This window comes from Paenibacillus hemerocallicola, assembly GCF_006265175.1.
GTDB lineage: Bacteria > Bacillota > Bacilli > Paenibacillales > NBRC-103111 > Paenibacillus_AB > Paenibacillus_AB hemerocallicola.
Genome location: NZ_VDCQ01000038.1, coordinates 41,708 through 63,712 on the forward strand (window position 1 = coordinate 41,708; position 22,005 = coordinate 63,712).

Genomic DNA, 22,005 nt, shown 5'->3' on the forward strand with positions numbered 1-22,005 from the left:
GAACGGTTTCATGACGGTTGCGTTTTGGTTGCGGCAGTGCCCGAACGGCAGTCCGAATATCCCGTTCGTTACATTTCGGGAAAGCGGGGATGCAGTATGATGGACAACGGCTCGAACAATAAAGCAAGCGCCGAGAAAGCGGAGGGACGGCACGTAAGCCGTCGCAAGGCGCTGGCCGCGCTCGGCGCCGGCACGATCGCCGCGGCGGGGGCGGCGATGCTGCTGCCCAAAGGGATCGTCTTCGGCGAGACCGTATCGGAGTCCGTGTACGGCGAGGGCGACGGCTGCTGCGGGGCGATTCCCGTCACGATAGCCGAGCTGCGGTCGGATTCCGCCACGGCGGTCGTCGGTACGGTTTACTATGTAACGGATGCCGGCCGCGAGGGCGAGCTTTATTACGATCCGGCCGATACCGGTACGGTGGACGATAACGGCACCGTGTTCGTCTCGGTTTCAGGCAAGCGGTTCAAACGGTCGACGGGTCGGTTTCCCGCCAATCTGTACAATGTCAGATGGTTCGGCGCGAAGGGCGACAATACGGCCGACGACAGCGCGGCGTTCCAGGCGGCGATCGACAAGGCGCAGCAAAATTACGCGGTCGACAAAACCGGAGGCACGGTCTATGTTCCCCCCGGCAAATATAAGGTGTCGGGATTGACGGTGCGAGAGCCCTATATTACGATTAAGGGCGACGGCTACGGCGCTTCCATTCTGATGAATCATTCCACTTCCGCCGCGGTGCTCGACATCCAGCGGGAGACGGGCGTGACAAGCTCGATGAACAGTTTCGAGCTGCGCGATCTGATGATCAAAAATAATGTCAACCGGCTGGCCGGAGACTATCCGCTTGTCAGTGCGAGGCAGCTCGTCTCCTCGCGGTTCACGAATGTCGTCTTCCGCAATTCGAATGCCTTCGAGGGCGGAAACGGGTACAACGGCTCGGGACTGAAAATTTTGAACGGCTTCGAGCTGACGTTTACGAACTGCGCGTTCAGCCATTTCCTGAAAGGCTACGCCGTAGATTTGCCCAGCCAGAGCCTGAACGTCGGAAACGTCCATTTCCTCGATTGCCTGTGGATGTATTGCGCGCACGGTCTGCTCATCGGCCGGGGAACCAGCTCCATGCATAATTCGACGCTCCTCTCCAATCCGAAATTCGTCGGCTGGCAAGGCGGGAATTACGTGAAGGAAGGCAAAGTGAAATATGCCCAGACGACGGTCGTCTCCACGCCTGCCGCCAATCAGGTTACGCTTGCCGACCCGACCCGCTTCGAGAGCGGGCAGGTCGTGCTTGTCGGCAGCGAGAGCCGGCTTGCGCCTGCGCTTATTACGGCCGTGAGCGGCAGCACGATTACGTTGGACCGCAGCGTCTCTCCCGCTCCCGCGGCAGGCGATACGGTGCTGCAAGGGACGGTAGCCGTGCTCAGCGGATGGTGCGCTCAGGAGGTCAAGCTGAATATCGGACACTTCGAGGGCTATGACGTCGGACTGCTGGCGAGCAATCATCTGGGCTTGATTACGTTGGACGGCGTTCATGCCGGCAACAGCTCCAACATCGTCGTCATCGACGATGAGGTAAAAAGCTTGACGCTGCAGAACAGCCGCGTCTTTGCGACCGATACGGCGGGCCTGTGGCCGAACTGGTTCACCGCGATCCGGATTACGAAGCTCGACAGCAACGACAATATGATCATGCTCGACAACAACATCATCGAGGGCGGCGGCGCGTATGTTTCGTATGCCGGACGGGAGATTGTCAACCAGACGAATTTCGAGCCGAAGGTGCGTATTCGGGACAGACGGAACGGGGCGGTCTATTCGGGAGCGTTCGACCAGTCGTTCAGCGGCAACGTGACGATCGGAGGGACATGGAACGGTCCTCATCTGATCATGGGAACTTATCATTTATGGATCGACGCGACCGGAGCATTGCGCACGAAAAACGGGGTGCCGACAGGCGACCTGGACGGCAATCCCGTCTGACGGCGACTCGGGGAGGAAGATGCCCGATCGCCGATATTAAAGGTATAAAGGATTGGGTGTCATGAACCGACAACAGATCGGCTCGCTTCCCCGCGCCATGCGAATCGCTTTTGCGGGAGACAGCATTACTTGGGTGGACGGCATGCTGGACGACGGCTTCGTCGGAGAAGCCGACCTTTTCCTTCGCGAGACATTCGCGGAGACGATCATGCACGACCGGTTGACGATCTTCGGCCATGCGGAGACGATCCGCAGCCGGAAGTTCTACGGAGAGAGCGGCGTTCGGCTGACCGGGCAGGGCAGCGGAGCGGCGTTCGAATTGGGCGGCGATGAATTGAGCGTCGTACAAGCGTTGGAGCGGGGCAACGAGTCGGCGGCGCTAATCGACCTGTACGTGGACGGGGAGCTGTACGACACGTTTACGAACCGGAACGATTCGCCGTCGGGTGAACATAAAGTCAGTTTCATCGGGGACGGCGTCAAGCATACGTTTGATTTGGGACGTCCGTTTACATATGGGCACCGTGTCACGGTGGATGGAGCGGAAGTGGCGGGCGAGCTGAACAGCCGCGGCTACGGCGCCGCATTTCCCGCGAGCCTCGATTACAGAATTATCCGCCAATATGAGCCCGGACCGGATGGCGAACCGGAAGTGCGCCACGTGCTCCGTTTTCGCGAGCCGGTGTCCGAGGGCGCGGTGATCGAAGTGACCTATCGGTTCGGGGAAACGATCGCGTATGCGAAGACGACTATAGGAGAGACGGGGGAGCGTATCGGCTCGCCGCTGGAAAGCCGTTACGGCGAAGGCGGAGTCGCCTTCGACCCGGCCCGTCCGGTATCGGTGAGCAGCGGACTCGATTTTCGCTCGACCGACGAGCGGGCAGTCCGGACATGGCGGTTCCCGCATGCCGCGCGGCGTACGTTCGAGCTCAAAATCCGCGGCTTCGATCCGCATGGCGGGGGCGAGGGAGAGCCGTATGTTCTGCTCAACTTCGTGACGAACCGGTTCCATCATGTCATGAACGCGGGAATCGGCGGCTAGACGGCCAATTTGTTCAACAACGACCAAGGCTTGCGGAGCACGGGCCATTTGACGGCGTGGAAGCCGGATATCGTCTTCATCGGCTTGGGCACGAACGACGACTGGGAGGCGGGCAACGGATTTGTCGCCAGCAGGCGGGTCGAAGGGCTGAAGGAAGAGGACGTCCGGCGGCTGCCGGTGCTGTTCGTGAGAAATTGCCGCTGCGATGGACCGGACCGTTACAGCATCGATACGGCTGACCTTGTCGTATCGGCGGCAACCGAATATAGCGTATCGATAGACGGGGACGGAGCCGAGCTCGGCGACGTGAAGCCCGGCGATCTTGTCATCGTCGGCGACTATTTCGGTGATAATCGGAACGTGCAGAGCCGCATTATCGGGAGCTGGGACCCGCTGACCCGTACCGCCCGGTTCGACGAACCGCTCGCGCCTACGGTCATTACGCCTAATGTCGGCCGGTACGTCGGGCAGGCGATCCGGATCAAGCGGGTCGACGGCTATGCCGCCGCCCTGGAGCGGATGATCGGAACGCTGAAGCGGGACTGCCCGCAGGCGCGTCTGGCTTTGTTCGAGACCGGGCTGAGCAACTTCCATACGCGGCTGTTGACCGGATATCCCGAAATGATCCGGCGCATAGCCGAGCGGAACGGCCTCGAACGGGTGGACATATACCGTCCGTTGTTCGAGTGGCAATATAGTCAGCCGTGCGACAAACGTGCCTATATCGGCCCGGACGAAGCCGTCTTCTCGACAGGCGCGGCCGAGTACCCGCTGCTCTCCTCCTCCGGCAAGGACATCGGGGAAGAAGCGGGGTACCAGCTGCGCAATTGGTCCGTCCGAGTAGACGGGCGGGAGCGTTTCGGAGACGGCTGCCGCATCGAAGGCGGCTATGCGATCGCATTCCGCAACGATCTGGCGGCCGACGGATTGACGATCGAGGAGTGGAACGGCAGGTCCCGCAATCCGAAGGTGGCGTACCGGTTCATTCCATCCAGGCTCGTATTTGCTCAAGACGTCCCCGAGCGGGGAGCCGCCATCGAGGTGAGCGTATCGTCGGGCAAGTGGAGCTTGGACGATGCCCATCTCAACTTGCCTGGAGGCAAAGCCGTATACGGCCGGCAGGTGAAGGAGACGCTGCGGCGTATGGTGGCGCAGGCTTCACCGGAGCAGCAGTCGGACGCGTCCGGATCATGATCGGTTTGCAGCCTGCAAGTCACTGGGAATAGCGAAAGCCCCTTCTGTGCAAGCTTCGGAGTATTCCGCAGCCTGAGGAGGGGCTTTTTCCCTGTGTGTATTTTTATCGCAGTCGCAGTACCGCTTTTGTCATTTTGCAGCTTCTCCAACCCCGTCCAAGATCAAATGTCCCGGACCCGGAGCGAACTCCGCGAAGCCGGCCATGTGGCGAGCCTGAAACCGGATCGGTTTGCCGCTGCCCATCATAATGATATTTTTCGCATCCGTTATCCGATTGGAGGGCATGGAGAACGAGACGGTATGCGGAAAATGCTCGCTAAGCGTCGTATGAACGGCGTTGATCAGCCGGTCGTTGTCGCCTCTTCCGATCAGGTTCATTAGGATTGAGCCGCCTGCATGGAGCTTGTCCCGGGCGATGCGGAAAAACTCGCTGGAGATCAGGTGCCGTGGAGTGCCTTGTGCGTTGAAGGCGTCCAAAACAATATAATCGTACGTATCCGGCTTCTCCATGCAGAGAAGCTGCCGTCCGTCACCGATCACGACATGATCGCCGCTGCAGCCGAACCAGGCTTTGCTTATCTCCACGACTTTATCGTCCAGCTCCGCGACCTTGAATCGCTTCTCCGCAAAATAGCCGGCGATCGTCCCGATCCCGTGCCCGATCGCAAAGACGTCCTCGAACGCCGGATCGTTCTGCTTCATCAAATGAATAATCGCTCTCGGATATTCGAACACGATACGCTCCGGACGCTCCAGATCCATCGCCCCCTGAACCGCTTCGCCCGAAAATTGCATGATCCGGAAGCTTCCCTTCTCGCCGTACAATTCCGATGTGTCATAGATCTCGATGCCCGCATTCGGGCCGGATGTTTTATACCTCAATTGCAAGCGATCGTACTCCTTTGACGCGCAAGTAATAGTCGTGCCGGTAGTTATCCTTTCCATCGTGCCGGCGCGCCTCGGCCTTGTCGTCTACGCCCCTTTCCAATCGGGACATTCGGCGGCCAAAGATGTCCGGTTCACTCACCTTTTGTCTGCTATACTAACCCCAAGATGGCCATGATGGACCCGGTATTGCTCTGGCGTCATTCCGGTTCTCTGCACGAACAGCTGACGGAAATGCGGCGTCGCCCGATAGCCGACTTCCTCCGAGATTTGCTGCACGGACATCCCGCTCATGCGCAGCAGCTCTTTGGATACTTCGATCCGGTTGTCGAGCAGCTTCTGTTTAAAGGACATGTTGTAATATTGCTTCAGTACGCGATTGGCCTGTTTCGTGCTCAAGTTCAATTGTTCGGCCAACATTTCTATGGTCAAGCTTTGCCTGTAATGGCTGAAAAACAAATCGATGATGCGAAATCGCATCTCGTCATGGATGCGTTGAGGGAAAGGGCTCGATTCGTTCCTCTTCCCGTCCGGATGGAGCAGGCGCACGACTTGGACGATCAATTGCGAGAACAGGCTCTGCACGTTCGCATAAGCGCCGGTTGACGGCGTTTCGATCTCCGAGCGGATTTCCTCCATCAGCAGGATGATCTTCCGATTGCTGTCGACGTCGCGGAATTGCCTGTAGGTTACGTTCGAGAGCGAATCGGCAATTTGCTCCGACTCCGACCGGGGATACCAGGCATCGGACAAAGGCGAAGAGTGGAACGAAAACTTCATCGTCGAGCGGACGAAAGAGGCGCCCTCGTCCGGTCTGAACGAGTGGAACACGTTCGGTCCGATCAAATGCAGCGAGCCGGGAAGCATGTCGAACTCGCTGTCTCCGATCGCCAATACGCCCGCACCCGAAATGATCGCATGCATTTCAAACGCCGAATGCTTGTGGCTCGTCAAATTGCGTTCCACCCGGTTGGGCACAAACGTGGCGTCCAGCATAATATCGAATTGGAGCGAGCCGATCCGGATTTTGATGTTCAGCTGCTCCCAGAAGCTTCTGCGAAGAGTACGGTTGTCCAGGTAGACCAATGTCAGATTCCTCCTCTTATGTCGGGACTGACTGGTACAAACATGACGGCGATCCGCACCCAATAGGCGCGCACGCAGCTTACACCGAGAGATAGTGGGCGTTAGATGGAAAATACGCCGTTATTCTCGACACGAATGCGAAATACCGGCTTTGGAATGGAAAATATGCAGTTAATTACGCACGTATCGGACATATCCGGCCGCATACTTGGAAATAGCTGTACTTTTTCCAGTTACCGTCGGCAACAAACCTCCCTCATCCCAAATAGCTGTACTTTTTCCAGTTGCCCACGGTAACGGGGCAGCTATCCATGTAAATAACGGTATGTTTTGAGGCGGTTGAAAAAGTCTGCAAAGAGAGGAAGCGCCGGAGACAAGAGGTGGGAGAAGGCGCTCCATATATCCGTTAAAATCGTGTTGTTTTTAAGACTTTAGGTGGTTACAACACGATTTTAAAGTCAACCGCTTCGCTTTCCGCACACTTCCCCCATCTTTTTGTATGACAATTCTCTCTTTTTGACTTTTTCAACAACCATATTTTTCCGGTTCGACACCCGCACCTTCAAAGAAGCAGAACGTTCAACGTATATCGCTTCGAACGGCGAGAATCAGCCAAACAAAGCGGGACACGGGATTATCCATGGCTTGTACTAGTATACTATCATCCCGCTATGACATTGCCAATACGGTTGATGGCTGCGGAACGACATGGCGGTTCGGTACCGCGCATTTTGCCTTTGCACAGAGAGGAGGTGATCTTTCTTAACGACCGACGCGAAGTGCCTGATTCTTTCTCGAGATGCATGAAAATGCGCCTTGCGATCGCTGATCGAGCAATGATCAAAAGTAGCGGAAAGTCGTCAGAGGGCGGGAATCGATTTCAAAAAGGGGAGGGTGTAAGATGGAAACCTATATCGCAATCGACAATGTATGCGCTTGGCCGAATTTGACGCTGCTGCCGGACGGTACGATCGCGGCGGTACTGTTCAACAAGCCGAATCACAGTTTGGCCGAAGGCGAAGTGGAGTGCTGGGTCAGCTCCGACGGCGGACGCTTGTGGCGGAAGCAAGGGGTGCCTGTTTCCAGTCAGCCTGGAGACAACAGGATGAATCATGCTGCCGGATTGGCTCATAACGGCGATTTGATCGTGTTGTGCTCGGGATGGACCCCGGCGCAGCCGCCGAGAAAGGTGCTGGAGCCGGTCGTATGCCGCTCTCGCGACGGCGGCTGCACTTGGGTGCAGGAAGGAGACGTCGGGAAGCCGGAACAATCCGCGAGCATGATTCCTTACGGGGATATTGTCCGAGGCGGCGACGGCTTGCTCGGGGCAAGCTTTTACTCCTACAACGAAAGCAACGGCCAGATGTTCAACTATTTTTTGCGGAGCTACGATGACGGCAGAACATGGGTCGAACCGGTGCGGATCGGTCAGAAAAACGACGGAACTCCGATTCCGGGCAATGAGACCGCGCTGTTGTGCATCGACGGGAAGCGGCTGGTCGCCGCCGGCCGGACGAAAAAGGAAAGAAATCTGGAGCTGTACGCTTCGGAGGATTTCGGCAAGACGTGGACCCATCAAGGCGCCCTGACGCTGGGCAATCAGCACCCGGCCCACCTTCTCATGCTGGAGGACGGCAGACTGCTGCTCACTTACGGCATGCGCAACAAAGGGTTTTACGGCATAGGCGCAAGAGTCAGCCGAGATTTAGGGGCAAGCTGGGACTTCCCGATTCATCTGGTCCGTTTCGAAATCGCGACGGACGGGGGATATCCGTCGAGCGTGCAGTTGGACGACGGCACGATTGTCACCGCCTACTACAGCGATAAAGTCCCGTTTCATCACCGGTATCATATGGGAGTGGCGCGTTGGAAACCGGACATGTAGGAGCCGGCGATTCAGTTCCTCATCAATGATTTGGCGCTGCGGAAATAGTTCCAACATCAACCGGTTCCGCCTCCAATACGATGACGGGGGTGTGACGTACTCCTCCTCCTGCTGTCCCGATGTGGTGAAAGACCGGCAAAGCCGGATATTTTTCATCGGGGTAATCAACGACGACAATTCGAACGGGAATTTGCCGCGTTATCCGTTGAGCATCGCCCGATTGGATACCGATTCGCTGTCGATCGTCAGAACCGGGTCGCGGTAATCGATGCCGTACGCTCGTGGCACGCAGTCGATAGCGAGAGAACTGCCCGCTATCCGGTAGATTATTCCACCCATTAGCCTATTTGGATGCAAGCGGGGAAAAATCGTCGTGCCTGCGCCATATCGGGCCGATCTCGATCAATTTGAAACCGTTATCAACAAATAGGAGATCCAATTGCATTGTTAATCGAATATCCGAAGGGGGAATCTCACGTGTTCGCGACAAAAATGAATACAATGATTGCCGTAATGGCTGCGTGTCTTTTGGCGACGGGGTGTACGGGTGGGAGCGGGAGAGGAGAGACCGCGGAATCGGAGCGCGGTCCGACCGAACAAAAGGCCGATCCGAGGAAGATAGAGGAAACGCCGACCGAGCTTACCTTCACGCAGCCCGGTCTGTCGGAGGAGCTGTTCAACCAGCGATACGGCGACCAGCTCCGCAAAAAATTTCCTAACTTCAAAATTACGTATATATCGACGACCGCAGCCAACTTTGCCGATACGATTGCCAGCATCCCGACGCTCGATGTAATGTTCGCCTCCGCCTCGGGCATGCCGCAATATTTGACCGGCTATAGGCTGGAGAACGATATAAGCGACCTGATCAAGAAATACAAGTACGACGTATCCAAGCTGCAGCCCGTGCCGATCGATGTGCAGCGGACGCTGAGCGGCGGGAGCATATACGGATTTCCGACGCATATCGGTACGCTTGTATTTTTGTACAACAAAGATTTGTTCGACAAATTCGGGATCGCTTATCCGAAGGACGGCATGACTTGGGACGAAATATACGAACTCGCCCGCAGAATGACGCGGAGCGACGGCGGCATCCAGTACAAGGGGCTGAGCATGGCATGGGAGCATGTGGTCGGCTGGAATCAGCTGTCCGCCCTTTATTTTGATCCGCAGACGGAAAAAGCGCAATATACGAATGACGGCGTGAAGCGGGTGTTCGAGAATGCCGCAAGGTTCTGGACGATCCCGGGCAACGAGCCGCCGAACCGAAAGTACGGCTTGGGCGCGATCCGCGACTGGTTTCTCAAGGACCAGACGACGGCCATGTATTTGGATGCGGACGGCTTGATCCGGATGACCGCCGATGCATTGAAAAATTGGGATTTGGCGCGATACCCCGTCTTCTCCGACAATCGGGACACGGGACCGGCGCCGAATCCGACGTTCGGTTTTATTACCGGCAAGAGCAAGCAGCGGGATGCGGCGTTTCTGGCGCTCGCCTATTTGACCTCCGAGCAATATCAGGAATGGGCGGCCAAAACGTTGGGCTCCCTGCCGTCCTTGCGCAATGCGGAGCCGTTGATCAAAAATTTCGGGGAGAGCATCCCGAACTTTGCGGGCAAAAACGTCCAAGCGCTGCTGTTTCCGAAGAGCGCGCAAATGCAGCAGACGTCCCCGTACTATAATTCCGTAGGCGTCAGGGAAATAACGACCGCGATCAACGATTATTTGGCCGGCAAAGACGCCAACACCGTATTGCGGGAAGCTTCCGAGCGGGCCGACAAAAAAGTGGCCGAGGAGAAGGCGAAATAACATGGCGGCCGGAGCGGTCGCCGGTCCAAATGGAGTATAGGTTCGGGAATCGGCTGCCTGAAGCATCATCCGGGCAGCTTTTGTTTTGCCTTGCGGTAACGATAACGACGGCTTGGCTGCTGCGTAACCCCGAACAGTCCTTTTTTGCCATTCGTATCCGGTCATGAACGGTTTCTTCAACGAAAATCGGCGGAATTCTGCAACTAAACGGCACCATCCGTTCGTCTAATGGGAGAAGGGTTCTTCCAAGACCGGTGAATAAGTCGATCAAACTGGAAAACATGCATTTATTTTAGGGGAGAGCGTCATTTTTCTGTTGTTAACTGGAAAAACTCCAGCTATTTTCTCGTGTTTCGACCATTTAGCGATTTGGCGGCGAAATAACTGCAGAATTTCCATTTATTTCGGCGAGTACAGCCTGATTCCTGAGATTAACTGCATCAATTCAGGTTGTTGAAAAGTCAAAAAGAGAGATTTGGAATACAAAAAGAGATGGGGGAAATGTGCGGAAAGCGAAGCGGTTGACTTTAAAATCGTGTTGTAACCGCTAAAATCTTACAAACAACACGATGTTAACGGATGTGGAGCGCATTCCCCCACCTCTTGTCTCCGGCGCTTCCTCTCTTTGCAGACTTTTTCAACAGCTTCATCAATTACAGTTAGTACGCGGAGGGCAGACTTCTAATTGTCCGCCGTCGGCCCTTGCAGGACGCTCCGCAAATTCATTCTCCGGACTATCCGGAAAGGGGAAGGAACCCATGAAACAAACGATCTTCGCAATGGTATCGCTCTTCCTCCTCCTCCTCGTTTCGACGGTCCCGGCCTACGGACTATCGTGCGCACAGCCGTCGCGGGCAAGCGAAGAGTTTGACACGAGCGAATCGGTGTTCCGGGGAACGGTGACCGGCAAAAAGCGGACGGCGTCCGGTACGGCGGTTACGTTCAAAGTACACGAAGTTTGGAAAGGCTCGCCTGCCCGGGCGGCTGAATTGTTGGAGAGCGATATGTGGCTGACCTTCGAGAAAGGCAAGCAATATTTGGTGTACGTCGATACGGACAAGGACGGCCGACGCGCCAATTTATGCGGGAACACGAAGCCGTGGGAGCTCGGCAGAACGGACGCGGCCACATTCGGCGCGTCTTCAATCGCGCTGTATGATGAAGAACGACCGGGATTCCCCGGCTGGGGAATCCCCGCTGTAGTCGGAGCGACAGCGATATCGGCCTATTTCGCGTTCAGGTTTTGGCGAGGCCGGGCATCGAGGCATTAGAACAAGCCGGGATCGACTTGCTTTCCTGGAGATGCGCTTGCCAAATAACCGACTTGGAAGGAGATGCGATTGGGACAAATGACCCGTTATTTGTTCATGTGGCTTGCGTTCGTCATTTTATACAGTGTCGCCGTTACAGGACTGGAAGTATGGGAAGGAAATAAAATTACGACGACCGAGTATTACGGCCTGCGCAATATCGGGCTTATTTACTTGGCCGTAACAGTCTTGCCGGCCATCGGACTGTATCCTGTAACGTTGCTGCCCTTGTCCGTCTTGATCGGTAAAGTTATCAAACCGATGCCGGTTCGGCTGCTCTTATATTGTGCGGCGGGATGTTTCGGCGGAATATGGATATTCCGCAGCCTGTACGACGATTATTTCGTCAAAGGATACGGCTTGAACATAAGCAGCGCCGTATTGGTCTTCGGTGCGTTCGGCCTCGCCTATGCGCTGGCCGATCACTATATCGCGTCGAGACACCCGTCGGAAAGACGGTGATTTGAAGCGAAGCTTGCGAAGAATGCAAGTTCTTTACAGGCCCAATGATTGTTTCTCCGCTCTCGTCAATTTACGGGCGACAAGCGCGTACGAATGGTCGATCATGGCGCGGATTTCTTCGTCGGGTACCGTTCCGTCCATTACGACGGTGTTCCAATGCTGTTTGTTCAAATGGTAGCCCGGTTTGACCGCGGCGTACTGCTGACGGAGCAAATAGGCCGTCTCCGGCTCGCATTTCAAGGCAATGTTGTCGAAGCCGCCTTCGTCGGAGATGAGGGCGAACATTTTGGAGGCGACCTTCATGACGAGCGGGTCCGGGCCGAACGGATAATCTTCCCTGGCGCCTGTTTGGGTCAAGCAATGGGCGGCGAGCTCCTTTTTGTTCATCGGCGACTAACGCCTCCTAGTCCGGAATTCGTACACTTGCTCTATGACGGAATGGTCGCTTCGAAAGACTGCTGCAGCCGGCGCGTGACCGGACCGGGTTCTCCGACGCCTACAGGCAATCCGTCGATTTGGACGATCGGAACGATCTCCATCGTCGTGCCGGTCAAAAATGCTTCGTCAGCAGCCCGGAGTTCCTCGAGCGTAAAAGCCCGCTCCCGCGCGTGGATGCCTTGCTCCCCGGCGAGCCGCAGCACGACTGCTCTTGTAATGCCGTGCAAAATAAGATGATCGGCCGGATGCGTCAGTACGGCGCCATCCTTGACGATCATCAGGTTGGAGGCGCTACATTCGGTGACAATCCCGTCGCGGTGCAAAATGACGTCGCCGGCTCCTTGGTCGGCAGCCTCTTGCTTGGCCAGGACGCTTCCGAGCAGGTTCAGCGTCTTCAGATCGCAGCGCAGCCAACGGATATCGGGCCGGGTAACGGCGGAGATCCCCGTTTGCATCATATGTATGGGGCGGGCCGCATCGCTGCAATAGGCCAGCATGACGGGCTTCGCATCGGCGGGAAACGGGTGCGACCTCGGTGCGACGCCGCGCGTAACCTGCATATAGACAGTGCCGTTTTGCACATGTTCCCGTTCCAACAGCAGACGGAGTATATCGTCGATTTCTGTTCTCGCATAAGGCAGCCCGAGTCCGATTTCCCGGGCGCTTCGTTCGAGTCGATCGTAATGAGCATCAGCCTCATACAGATGTCCGCCGTATACGCGGAATACTTCATAGATGCCGTCGCCGAAATAGTAGCCCCGGTCCGAATAAGAAACGGAAGCCTCCGATTCGGGAACTAAGCGGTCGTCGAGCCATATCACGGGCAAGCACCTCGGTTCGCGGAATAACATTGCATGCAATCTGGTATGCTACGAAATATAGTATCAATCCGAGAGCCTGAAGTCAAAAAACAATCCGCCAAAATCGAAGTTTAAATCCAGTCGCTCATACGGAATGAAAACGTTTTCCGCATCCGCCTAACGGACTGTTTTTACGCTGCAAACCGTTGCCGAAATACAAGGAATAATCGGAATTTGTCGACAACTCGTGGCGGTCCCTTTCTCTGAAAAAAGGAGATCGATAGAGAAAAACGCAGATTTCGCGAAGCTAGTCCGATTTTTCCGCCCATTTCCGATCCTATCCCGATAGATGCACAACATGTAGTATTGTATAATGAAAATCTCACCAATATATTGTGGTGAATGCGGGGCAAACGCACACGAGTTGCGAACAGCTTTACATAGCATGCAGTATACGTTATTCGCACTTATGCGCCTGAATTTCTAATCCGGGAGGGCTACCATTGGAGACGGTTCAAGTGAAGCGACTGGAAGGACTCAGCGAAAAAATATTTCTCGATCGGTACGCGATGAAAGACGCCGATACGGAAAATACGGTCGTGGGCGATATGGTTCTCGTCCTGACGAAGGACGATCCGAAATTTCCGAGCAAGGAAGTCGGGGAAGTCATCGCTCGCACAGGCAGACAAGTAACGATCCGGCTCCGCAGTGGAGAGCTGTTCGAATCAAGCATAGAGAAGTTGACGCTGACGAAGGAGAAGACGCCGGATCAGCTGTGGGACCGTTTGGCTGCCGCAATGGCATCCGTCGAGGCTACTCCGGAGAAGCAGAAGGAATGGAAAGACAAATTCCGCTACATTTTGGACGACTGGAGGCTCGTTCCGGGAGGGCGGATTGCGGCAGGCGCCGGCGCAAGCGACGAGCTGACGCTGTTCAACTGCTACGTCATTCCTTCGCCGCACGACAGCCGCGGTGGCATCATGTCCACGCTGTCGGAGATGACCGAGATCATGTCGCGCGGAGGCGGCGTCGGGATCAATTTGTCGTCTTTGCGTCCGCGTCGCTCCGTTGTCAGAGGAGTTAGCGGCTCTTCGAGCGGTGCCGTTTCCTGGGGCGGGCTGTTCAGCTATACGACCGGACTGATCGAGCAGGGAGGCAGCCGCCGCGGCGCTCTCATGCTCATGATCAACGACTGGCATCCGGACCTGCTCGACTTCATCACCGTCAAGTCGACGATGGGCCAAATTACGAACGCCAATCTGTCCGTTTGCGTCAGCAACGGGTTTATGAAAGCCGTGAAGGAAGATCTCGACTGGGAGCTTGTGTTCCCGGATACGACCGATCCGGAATACGACGAAATTTGGGACGGCAACCTTGACAATTGGAAGGCGCTGGGCAAAAAAGTAAAGGAGTACCGCACCGTCAAAGCACGCGAGGTGTGGCACACGATCATCGAATCCGCATGGCGTTCCGCCGAACCGGGCGTCGTGTTCATGGAATATTACAACCAGATGTCCAACAGCTGGTACTTCAATCCGATCATTTGTACGAACCCGTGCGGAGAGCAAGGGCTGCCGGCATGGGGCGTGTGCAACCTGTCCGCGATCAACCTGTCGAAGTTTTATGACGAGGAGAAGCATGACGTCGCCTGGGACGATTTGGGCAAGACGGTCCGCTATTCCGTCCGTTTCCTGGACAACGTCATCGACAAGACGCCTTATCATTTCGAGGAAAACGAGAAAAACCAGAAGAGCGAACGCCGCGTAGGCTTGGGTACGATGGGACTTGCCGAGCTGATGATCAAGCTGAAGGTTCGGTACGGCAGCGCGGAATCGCTCGTGTTCCTCGATAAATTGTACGGATTCATGGCGAAGGAAGCTTACTTGTCTTCGGCGGATATCGCCGGGGAGAAAGGCTCGTTCACCCAATTCGACGCCGACAAATTTCTTCAGAGCGGCTTCATGAAGCAGATGACCAAGACATTCCCCGAAGTCGGCACGTCGATCCGGAAAAAAGGAATGCGCAACGTTACGGTCATTACGCAAGCGCCGACGGGAAGCACCGGTACGATGGTCGGTACCTCGACCGGCATCGAGCCGTACTTCGCCTTCGAATATTTCCGTCAAAGCCGGCTCGGCTACGACAAGCAATATGTGCCGATCGCGCAGGAGTACAAGGACCAGCATCCGAACGAGGAGCTGCCGGACTACTTCGTAACGTCGATGAGCTTGTCGGCGGAAGACCATATCCGCGTGCAGGCCGCCATCCAAACGTGGGTCGACAGCTCGATTTCCAAGACGGCCAACTGTCCGTCCGATTTCACCGTCGAAGAAACGAAGAACCTGTATGAGCTCGCGTTCGACCTCGGCTGCAAAGGCGTGACGATCTATCGTGACGGAAGCCGGGACGTGCAGGTGCTGTCGACCGAGAAGAAAGAGGAGAAGAAGGAAGAGGCCAAGCCGGAGAACGCGAAGGATGAAGCGGTTCAGACGATCAAAGAGCAACCGGCCGCCGGAGCCGGGGACTCCACGGCGCTGACTCAGCTGTCCGAAACGCTGTCTACGGGCATCGACCAGCAGACGAAGCAAGTATTCGACAAGCAATATAAAAAACGTCCGCAAACGCTCCGCGGAGCGACCTATAAATTCAATACGCCGTTCGGCATGGCGTACATTACGATCAACGATATGAACGGCACGCCGAGCGAAATATTCATGAACGTTGGCAAAGCCGGCTCCGACGTGTTCGCAATGTCCGAAGCGCTCGGCCGCGTCTGCTCCTTGTTCCTGCGTTACGGCGACCACGGCGACAAGGTGCAGCTGCTCGTCAAGCACCTGAAGGGCATCGGCGGCTCCGGCGCCATCGGCTTCGGCGCCAACCGCGTCGAGTCGATCGCCGACGCCGTCGCCAAAGCGCTCGAAATGCACAGCGGCGACGAATCCGAGCCGTACATTACGGCGACCCAGGAAATCACCGCAACCGTCGAGAGTGCGCCCGTGAAGCCTCACGTCCACTCCGGCAGCATCTCGACCGACCTGTGCCCATCGTGCGGCACCGCCTCGCTGGTCAATAGCGAAGGCTGCAAAAACTGCACAAACTGCGGATACAGCAAATGCTCGTAAAAGAGGAGAGCCCGGGGGAACCCGGGCCCCTTGTGTGAAATTCCAAAATCATTTAGAATTGTTTCATAATTCGTTAGACAATTTGTTGCAGAATTCGTTAGATTGAAATTTTATACGGTCAATTGAATAAAAATACACTAATGGCAGCTGAGATCTTTTCAGTTGCCTTTATTTTTTATAAAGGTGGGCATCGATTTATGAATAAATGGCGGTTGTCACGACGACCAAGTATGATCGAAGACGAATCACTTGAAGGTTTTTTAGTGCGTGTCTCTCAAATAAATGGTTACGAAGACATTGATGATCATTCCAAATTTCAATATCACTATTCGCCTGTGCTAAATGAAATAAAAAATAATAAAAAATACATACTGAATATATTATATGACTTGGCGGAGGTGCTAACAGGGCAAGAAATAATTAGACGTAATCATGATAGAAAATATCTTAGCAGTAGAGGGTTATTATTTGGGCACGGGTGTGTATGGTATCCACGATTAACTCGATATTGTCCATTATGTCTTCAAGAGAGTAAGTATCATAGGATTCAATGGTCTATGATTCCAGTTTTAGTTTGTGATAAACATTTGTGCTTTTTAAGACATAAATGTCACGAATGTGATCATTTCACTAACCTAAAAGCAACTATTACAGGGATTTGCAATAGATGTGAGAGGGATATTACAGTACAATATGACAAAGTAACTAGAGAATTTTTGTTTGAACATCCCTTTTTAGTTAATATAGATTATCTGAGTGATAAGAGAGTATTTCTTCATCTTACAGGGGAAAATTTATTTAAACTGAAAAAATGGCTAATATTTTGTATTGTAAATATCAATGATATGAAGAAAAAAAGTTTATGGATACAATATTCAACAAAGTCAACAGTCATACGAATCACTGATTTTGACATAGAAAAGATAAATGATTATCTAATTCTGACTGATAACTTGATAAGCAATTGGCCAGAGAACATTATCAAATATGCTAATAACAATATGATTTTAGAGGAACGACAACATTTTATTAATACATTTTTTAAAAGAAAACATTCCTATGGTAACATGGATATTATTAATTTTTTGAATCGGATAAAAGTTAACTCATAATATAATCGTATAAGCCTTTTATTGAGCTATGGATGTTCTTGAAATTAGAATGTTGATCATGCGTATTTTGTGAATGAAAATCGGAGCATTCGAATTTAGTAAGCTGCAACGGATCGGTGTGTATCCGGGCCCGGCCAATTAGTTTATACAATTTTATTTCGGAGGAAGGTCAAACTAAACGCTCGACCTCCACATCCGCTGGCATGTTCCTCCCTATTTCTCAGGTCACGTTCTATTTCTATCTTCGGACAATGCCATCAATATATTTTCCTTGGAACCGTTTTCGAAATAATAATGAAACATAGCTTTATCTGGCTCAGTGGCACTTTTTAATATAAACTCTTTGCTTTCAAAAAAGATTCTTCTGATAACGTAATCAATGTCAAAGCGAGGCTACGACTCTTAACGGCAGTCCCGTCTTAGTTGAGAAGGGACTTACGGTCACTAAAAATAACGCCTATACAATTCCCTTCGTCGTTCTCCTCGTAACTGAGCATAGATCTGTGTAGTGGATGCTTTCTCGTGGCCCAACATCCCTTGGATAAAATCTAAAGGTGCACCATTATCAAGCAAATGACAGGCATAGGTATGACGGAACCGATGAGGGTGCACGTTTACGGCAACCTTTCCACGGGTTGCGAGCTTTTTTATCGAAAAGCTTATTGTGGGAATTGTCATTCGTCGGACAGGGTGAGTTTCCGTCACAAAGAGGGCTTTACAAGAATCCTCACGCTCCTCAAGGTATCTCTTTAACCAGACCTTACACTCTGTCGTAAAATAAACTTCTCTTTGCTTAGAACCTTTCCCATTCACAATTGCGGAGCAGTTTTCCCAGTTGATGTCTTCAACATTTAATCTGTGAACCTCACCGACACGGCATCCAGTACAGTATAGGAATTCCAAGAGTGCATGCTCGCGCGGAGAATCACAGGTAATCTTGAGATGAATAATATCCTCCTCTATCAAAAACTTTGGGATCCGTTTTTCCATCTTTGGTTCTCTCAGTTTTAAAGTTGGATTTTTAGTGACGTGACCTTCTTCGAATGCAAATCGAAAAAGGGATCTGACGAACCGAATTCGATGCCCTAGGCTGCTTGGCTTTAATCGCTCCGACTGTTTCGCCAGATAGCTCTTCAGCAAAATTAGGGAGACTTCTTCGATTTCAAGGTTGCCGATTTCTCGGACCAGAACATTTAACTGGAGGGAGTATGCTTTCAAGGTGTGCGGGCTAAATCCCAAAATGCGCTTATCAGCCTCATACAACATCCACAGATCCATCAATCTCATATATTAAACCCTCCCAATGGCTTATTATCCTTAGCTTCGCTTTGCTTGGGAGGGTTTAATCATTCCTTTCCAAAATAATGGTTCTCGTCGCTAGTGTATCCATTAGCGGAGCCGTAGTAGCTTTGATTTATTCTCTTTAATACAATACCTGGCGAGACGGAGTACCTTGGAAACTGTTCCCCCCTTACAGTTCTTATGTCTTAAAAAATCTTCATTCCATCATTCCTGCTGAAAATGAAAATGACCCCTCGAAAGGGGTCATGGTATTAGGACACAAATATGATAGATGTACCAATGACTGCTTGAATCAGTTTTAAGCTACACGAGCACAGATTAACGAAAAAAAAACTGGCACAAATACAGTTAACCAAGTGACCAAATACAAAAAAGGATATCCCTAAAAAAGATACAGATAAATACTATCTTATAAAAAAATCGAACATAAGTGTATTACTTTTTTTGAATAAATTGTATGTTATTAATGCGGCCGCAACGCAGTATGAATAGGGATGACGGGAGAAGAGCTATATGATTACACTCAGGAAGATCACACTGGAAAACCGGCGTGCCATGTTTAACTTGGAGGTTACAGAAGACCAACGGCGCTTTGTTGCATCCAATCTGTCAAGCGTGGCTTCGTGTTATGTCCTTTCAACCAATGGAGGACATCCATTTCCATTTGTCATCTACGCTGATGAGCAGCCGGTCGGTTTTGTCATGTTGGCTTATGGAATCACAGGTTACGAAGATCCGTCAATCGCAGAAGACAACTATTGTATCATGCGACTGATGATTGACAAGCAATACCAGAACAAGGGCTATGGTCGGGAGGCTATGAAAAAGATTTTGGAATTTATTCGTACCTATCCAGCAGGGCCAGCACATTATTGCTGGATTCCTTATAAACCTGAAAACATCGCTGCCAAAAAACTTTATGAAAGCTTTGGCTTCCGTGACAACGGTGAAATTTTCAACGACGAGTCAATAACTGTGTTGCATCTCTGATTTGCTGCCAAACCGTTGAAGACGTAGGATCAAAGAAAGGGCCATCCCGCAAAAGGATGGCCGTAATACTTGCCGTTACAGACAGCGCGGAGAATCTTATCATAGTTTAAAGCGTGTGATTGCGTTATTCTTCCCGTTACTTCAATGAAGAAGGGAGCAGTTGCCATGGCGATCTGCTCCCTATCTAATTTCACTATCATCCCAGTTAAACAGATAAATTGGAATTTTCAATTATCCGATTGTCTTCTGATCTTCGACTTAAAGAGTATTAAGTTTTCCTATTGGATAATTTCTTATAAATATAGACAATTGGAAACCACAAAAAAATGGCGTGCATGAGTCCGACAAACGAAGCAATTAATACGGAAGCTGGAACGCTTATCAAACCTGCGTTAACGCCTCTCGTAATTACTTTTTCGCCACTTTGAAAAACTATTTCATCCGAAAAGAAAGAAGCTATCAGTAATCCAATTCCAACAATTAATCCAAAAATAGTATAAATCAAAACTGTTTTCCGTATAACTTTTTTCAACATCCCAAATTTATACTCCATTCCGTTTGTTGATATTAATTACTTGGCGGAATGACTGAATGCTGCCCGTTACTCCAAGGAAAAAAGGGAGCAGTTGCAGCGGCGATCTACTCCCGTCTAATTCCACTATCGTACCCATTAGTTCAATCGCTCAATCTTTGCTTTAATACTTTGAAGGCATTTAAATGAGAATTATCATGCAAATACTGTTTGATTTGCTGTGCACACTCATGAGTTTTATTGAGTTCCGTATTTATTTCTAAGTCGTAAGTGCCATGTGTATGAACCAGATTATACTGATAATTTGCAAGACCAATATTCCGATCTCCTCTTTCCCTTTCTCTTCGTTGAAGTTCTTCTAACGAACAATTTACTGAAACAAACAACACTTTGTAATCCGCTAACAACATAACACATTCATCTAACCACTGTCTTTCTTGGAGTACATGGTCGACAATTATGTTATTCCCAGTAGCAACTAATGCGGAAAGTGCATGATGCATTCCCTTTGCAACTTTCAACATCGCATCTTTAGTTTTATCCGCTGGTTTACTTCCATTAAGGTATTCAACTGGAAGCATATGAAAAAACTTATCTGCAGATATGTGTAAGTATGGTTCGTCTAAAATTCGTTGTAATTCTAAGGAAATACTGGTTTTCCCCGAACTCGAAGTTCCATTTAAAAATATAACTGTCCCTAGTTGCATTAAACATTACCCTCTTTCCGTTGACTTAAAGTTAACTGCCCGTTAGTGGAGTGAGGCCGCTGCTTGATCCCGCGGCAACCCCATTGAGCTATCGTACCCGTTAGCGCAATAATGCGAGTGTGCTCAACTCAGTTCTACCTTGTGCTGCCGTAACAGTGCCGAAATATCGACGCCGTTTATCGTCAACCCTTCAATATCGCAACCTTCGATACTGACGCCTCGTAAATTAGTTTCGCGAACGACGGCATCCTCCAAATTGCATGAAGTGATTTGTACTGGAGGGTTCGCAGCAGTATGCCCGTTCTCAAGTTGATCCTTGTTCCCGTAGCCGATATGCTTAAAATGTGCGCCACCCCATTGCGCGCCGTCGATTGACATTCCCGTCAGATTAGCGTCCGAGATACTTAATCCCGACAAATTAACATCAAACAAAGTAATTCCACTCATGTTTGCGTTATTTATTTTTGTCTTTGCCAAGCTTACATTATCGATATCAAGCTCCTCAGCTCTGACCTCCTGCCACTTAGACCCTGAAATATCTGCCCTTTGCAAATCCAAATGTTCCACCTTTAAGCTCATCTGGTTATCCGCCTTATTAAAATGAATTGCTCTCTTTACTTCAACGCGCACCCCAATATTTCCTGCATTATCCATTAAACTAGCCTGCCCGTTAGCGTAACAAGCTGCCGTTTAGCACACGGCCTTGTCATGGTGTGAATTAATGTTCTATGAACCCGATCAAGAATTTATTTTATCTTAAGTTCGTCGACAGGCCCATCGGGCTTTGATTTTAGTTCGTTTCGCTTAAACCCTAAGCTTGCATATAGCCTTTGTGCAGCAACATTATCCGGTTCGTAGCTAACCTGTATTCCTTTACAATCATTTTTTTGTTTGATAATGTTAATGACTGCTTGAAGCGCACGTTTTGCGATCCCTTTTCCTTGATATTGCTCATCGATCATCAATCGAGGTATTACATAAACCCCGTTATTTGGAACATCATCCCACATAATAAATCCAACCATAGTCTCATCCAAATAAATCGCAAACGGTACAAACGAATAATATTCAGTATTTTGGTACTTGGCTTGTACAAGAGAATAAAGATTTGAAGGTACAAAATGCTCTTGTTCTTTTTTAACCTTTAATTTTATACATTCTTTCCAATTTCGATGGTCGATCTCTTTTAAGGATATCAACTGTTCCCCACCTTCCTAATTCCCCATCAACCTTACAATTGAAATCTAAATTTTTCTTGAGAATATATCGTTATCAATTAACTTTTCTGCCCGTTAGCTTAATGAAAACGGCAGCCGATCTTTGAACTGGCCGGCTGCCGT

At 51.4% G+C, this 22,005-nt stretch carries 20 protein-coding genes; 11 read left to right on the top strand and 9 right to left on the bottom strand.

What is annotated here, in order from left to right; translation table 11 throughout:
* Window positions 1-99: 99 nt before the first annotated feature.
* The 3 genes from FE784_RS23820 (at window position 100) to FE784_RS23830 (ending at window position 4,219) form a co-directional block, all read left to right on the top strand.
* On the top strand, window positions 100-1,983 hold the full coding sequence (locus FE784_RS23820; protein ID WP_218103800.1) for a glycosyl hydrolase family 28-related protein: 1,884 nt from the start codon (window positions 100-102) through the stop codon (window positions 1,981-1,983).
* Between the two features lie 61 nt (window positions 1,984-2,044).
* Window positions 2,045-3,025: a hypothetical protein gene (locus FE784_RS23825; RefSeq protein ID WP_139604763.1), complete on the top strand. Its 981-nt coding sequence runs from the start codon at window positions 2,045-2,047 to the stop codon at window positions 3,023-3,025.
* A 48-nt stretch (window positions 3,026-3,073) separates the two neighbouring features.
* Window positions 3,074-4,219, top strand: a complete 1,146-nt coding sequence (locus tag FE784_RS23830) for an SGNH/GDSL hydrolase family protein (RefSeq protein WP_139604764.1) — start codon at window positions 3,074-3,076, stop codon at window positions 4,217-4,219.
* A gap of 129 nt (window positions 4,220-4,348) precedes the next feature.
* Here the strand turns inward: FE784_RS23830 and FE784_RS23835 are convergent, their stop codons facing one another.
* Together FE784_RS23835 and FE784_RS23840 are read right to left on the bottom strand one after the other, a co-directional pair.
* The gene (locus FE784_RS23835; protein WP_246132148.1) at window positions 4,349-5,107 is read right to left on the bottom strand and encodes a spermidine synthase; all 759 of its coding nucleotides are present in this window, start codon (window positions 5,105-5,107) and stop codon (window positions 4,349-4,351) included.
* Window positions 5,108-5,242: 135 nt separating this feature from the next.
* Window positions 5,243-6,190, bottom strand: a complete 948-nt coding sequence (locus tag FE784_RS23840; protein WP_139604766.1) for an AraC family transcriptional regulator — start codon at window positions 6,188-6,190, stop codon at window positions 5,243-5,245.
* Window positions 6,191-7,091: 901 nt separating this feature from the next.
* Between FE784_RS23840 and FE784_RS23845 the strand changes: the two genes are divergently transcribed.
* From FE784_RS23845 to FE784_RS23860, 5 genes are all read left to right on the top strand, one after another.
* The gene (locus FE784_RS23845; RefSeq protein ID WP_139604767.1) at window positions 7,092-8,075 is read left to right on the top strand and encodes a sialidase family protein; all 984 of its coding nucleotides are present in this window, start codon (window positions 7,092-7,094) and stop codon (window positions 8,073-8,075) included.
* Window positions 8,076-8,166: 91 nt separating this feature from the next.
* Window positions 8,167-8,340, top strand: a complete 174-nt coding sequence (locus tag FE784_RS41085) for a hypothetical protein (RefSeq protein WP_176706470.1) — start codon at window positions 8,167-8,169, stop codon at window positions 8,338-8,340.
* Window positions 8,341-8,552: 212 nt separating this feature from the next.
* Entirely contained in the window at window positions 8,553-9,890 is a 1,338-nt protein-coding gene (locus FE784_RS23850; RefSeq protein ID WP_139604768.1) for an ABC transporter substrate-binding protein, read from the top strand.
* Window positions 9,891-10,648: 758 nt separating this feature from the next.
* On the top strand, window positions 10,649-11,161 hold the full coding sequence (locus tag FE784_RS23855; protein WP_139604769.1) for a hypothetical protein: 513 nt from the start codon (window positions 10,649-10,651) through the stop codon (window positions 11,159-11,161).
* Window positions 11,162-11,230: 69 nt separating this feature from the next.
* The gene (locus FE784_RS23860; RefSeq protein ID WP_139604770.1) at window positions 11,231-11,662 is read left to right on the top strand and encodes a hypothetical protein; all 432 of its coding nucleotides are present in this window, start codon (window positions 11,231-11,233) and stop codon (window positions 11,660-11,662) included.
* Between the two features lie 33 nt (window positions 11,663-11,695).
* On the opposite strand, the gene FE784_RS23865 is transcribed toward FE784_RS23860, so the two are convergent.
* Both FE784_RS23865 and dat read right to left on the bottom strand, forming a co-directional pair.
* Window positions 11,696-12,049: an MmcQ/YjbR family DNA-binding protein gene (locus FE784_RS23865; protein WP_139604771.1), complete on the bottom strand. Its 354-nt coding sequence runs from the start codon at window positions 12,047-12,049 to the stop codon at window positions 11,696-11,698.
* Between the two features lie 41 nt (window positions 12,050-12,090).
* Window positions 12,091-12,921, bottom strand: a complete 831-nt coding sequence (dat, locus tag FE784_RS23870) for a D-amino-acid transaminase (protein ID WP_246132149.1) — start codon at window positions 12,919-12,921, stop codon at window positions 12,091-12,093.
* 548 nt (window positions 12,922-13,469) lie between these two features.
* Between dat and FE784_RS23875 the strand changes: the two genes are divergently transcribed.
* Window positions 13,470-16,022, top strand: a complete 2,553-nt coding sequence (locus tag FE784_RS23875; RefSeq protein ID WP_425465563.1) for an adenosylcobalamin-dependent ribonucleoside-diphosphate reductase — start codon at window positions 13,470-13,472, stop codon at window positions 16,020-16,022.
* 197 nt (window positions 16,023-16,219) lie between these two features.
* Window positions 16,220-17,134 (top strand): TniQ family protein, encoded by a 915-nt coding sequence (locus tag FE784_RS23880; protein WP_176706471.1) that lies wholly within the window; start codon window positions 16,220-16,222, stop codon window positions 17,132-17,134.
* Between the two features lie 444 nt (window positions 17,135-17,578).
* On the opposite strand, the gene FE784_RS23885 is transcribed toward FE784_RS23880, so the two are convergent.
* A complete protein-coding gene (locus FE784_RS23885) occupies window positions 17,579-18,421 on the bottom strand; it encodes a tyrosine-type recombinase/integrase (protein WP_139604775.1) in 843 nt (280 codons plus the stop codon).
* Between the two features lie 528 nt (window positions 18,422-18,949).
* Here FE784_RS23885 and FE784_RS23890 point away from each other — a divergent pair.
* A complete protein-coding gene (locus tag FE784_RS23890) occupies window positions 18,950-19,426 on the top strand; it encodes a GNAT family N-acetyltransferase (RefSeq protein ID WP_139604776.1) in 477 nt (158 codons plus the stop codon).
* A 268-nt stretch (window positions 19,427-19,694) separates the two neighbouring features.
* On the opposite strand, the gene FE784_RS23895 is transcribed toward FE784_RS23890, so the two are convergent.
* The 4 genes from FE784_RS23895 to FE784_RS23910 all read right to left on the bottom strand — a co-directional run bounded on the left by FE784_RS23895 (window position 19,695) and on the right by FE784_RS23910 (window position 21,864).
* The gene (locus FE784_RS23895; RefSeq protein ID WP_139604777.1) at window positions 19,695-19,961 is read right to left on the bottom strand and encodes a hypothetical protein; all 267 of its coding nucleotides are present in this window, start codon (window positions 19,959-19,961) and stop codon (window positions 19,695-19,697) included.
* A gap of 140 nt (window positions 19,962-20,101) precedes the next feature.
* A complete protein-coding gene (locus FE784_RS23900; protein WP_139604778.1) occupies window positions 20,102-20,665 on the bottom strand; it encodes a chloramphenicol phosphotransferase CPT family protein in 564 nt (187 codons plus the stop codon).
* Between the two features lie 123 nt (window positions 20,666-20,788).
* Complete coding sequence (locus tag FE784_RS23905) at window positions 20,789-21,319, bottom strand: pentapeptide repeat-containing protein (RefSeq protein ID WP_246132150.1); 531 nt, start codon at window positions 21,317-21,319, stop codon at window positions 20,789-20,791.
* Between the two features lie 92 nt (window positions 21,320-21,411).
* On the bottom strand, window positions 21,412-21,864 hold the full coding sequence (locus FE784_RS23910; protein ID WP_139604779.1) for a GNAT family N-acetyltransferase: 453 nt from the start codon (window positions 21,862-21,864) through the stop codon (window positions 21,412-21,414).
* Between the last annotated feature and the right edge of the window lie 141 nt (window positions 21,865-22,005).

Bases quoted from the DNA above. Each gene is read 5' to 3' on its own strand.
- FE784_RS23820 (WP_218103800.1), top strand. From the start codon at position 100: ATGGACAACGGCTCGAACAATAAAGCAAGCGCCGAGAAAGCGGAGGGA.
- FE784_RS23825 (WP_139604763.1), top strand. From the start codon at position 2,045: ATGAACCGACAACAGATCGGCTCGCTTCCCCGCGCCATGCGAATCGCT.
- FE784_RS23845 (WP_139604767.1), top strand. From the start codon at position 7,092: ATGGAAACCTATATCGCAATCGACAATGTATGCGCTTGGCCGAATTTG.
- FE784_RS23855 (WP_139604769.1), top strand. From the start codon at position 10,649: ATGAAACAAACGATCTTCGCAATGGTATCGCTCTTCCTCCTCCTCCTC.
- FE784_RS23865 (WP_139604771.1), bottom strand. From the start codon at position 12,049: ATGAACAAAAAGGAGCTCGCCGCCCATTGCTTGACCCAAACAGGCGCC.
- FE784_RS23875 (WP_425465563.1), top strand. From the start codon at position 13,470: ATGAAAGACGCCGATACGGAAAATACGGTCGTGGGCGATATGGTTCTC.
- FE784_RS23880 (WP_176706471.1), top strand. From the start codon at position 16,220: ATGAATAAATGGCGGTTGTCACGACGACCAAGTATGATCGAAGACGAA.
- FE784_RS23885 (WP_139604775.1), bottom strand. From the start codon at position 18,421: ATGAGATTGATGGATCTGTGGATGTTGTATGAGGCTGATAAGCGCATT.
- FE784_RS23890 (WP_139604776.1), top strand. From the start codon at position 18,950: ATGATTACACTCAGGAAGATCACACTGGAAAACCGGCGTGCCATGTTT.
- FE784_RS23895 (WP_139604777.1), bottom strand. From the start codon at position 19,961: ATGTTGAAAAAAGTTATACGGAAAACAGTTTTGATTTATACTATTTTT.
- FE784_RS23900 (WP_139604778.1), bottom strand. From the start codon at position 20,665: ATGCAACTAGGGACAGTTATATTTTTAAATGGAACTTCGAGTTCGGGG.
- FE784_RS23905 (WP_246132150.1), bottom strand. From the start codon at position 21,319: ATGGATAATGCAGGAAATATTGGGGTGCGCGTTGAAGTAAAGAGAGCA.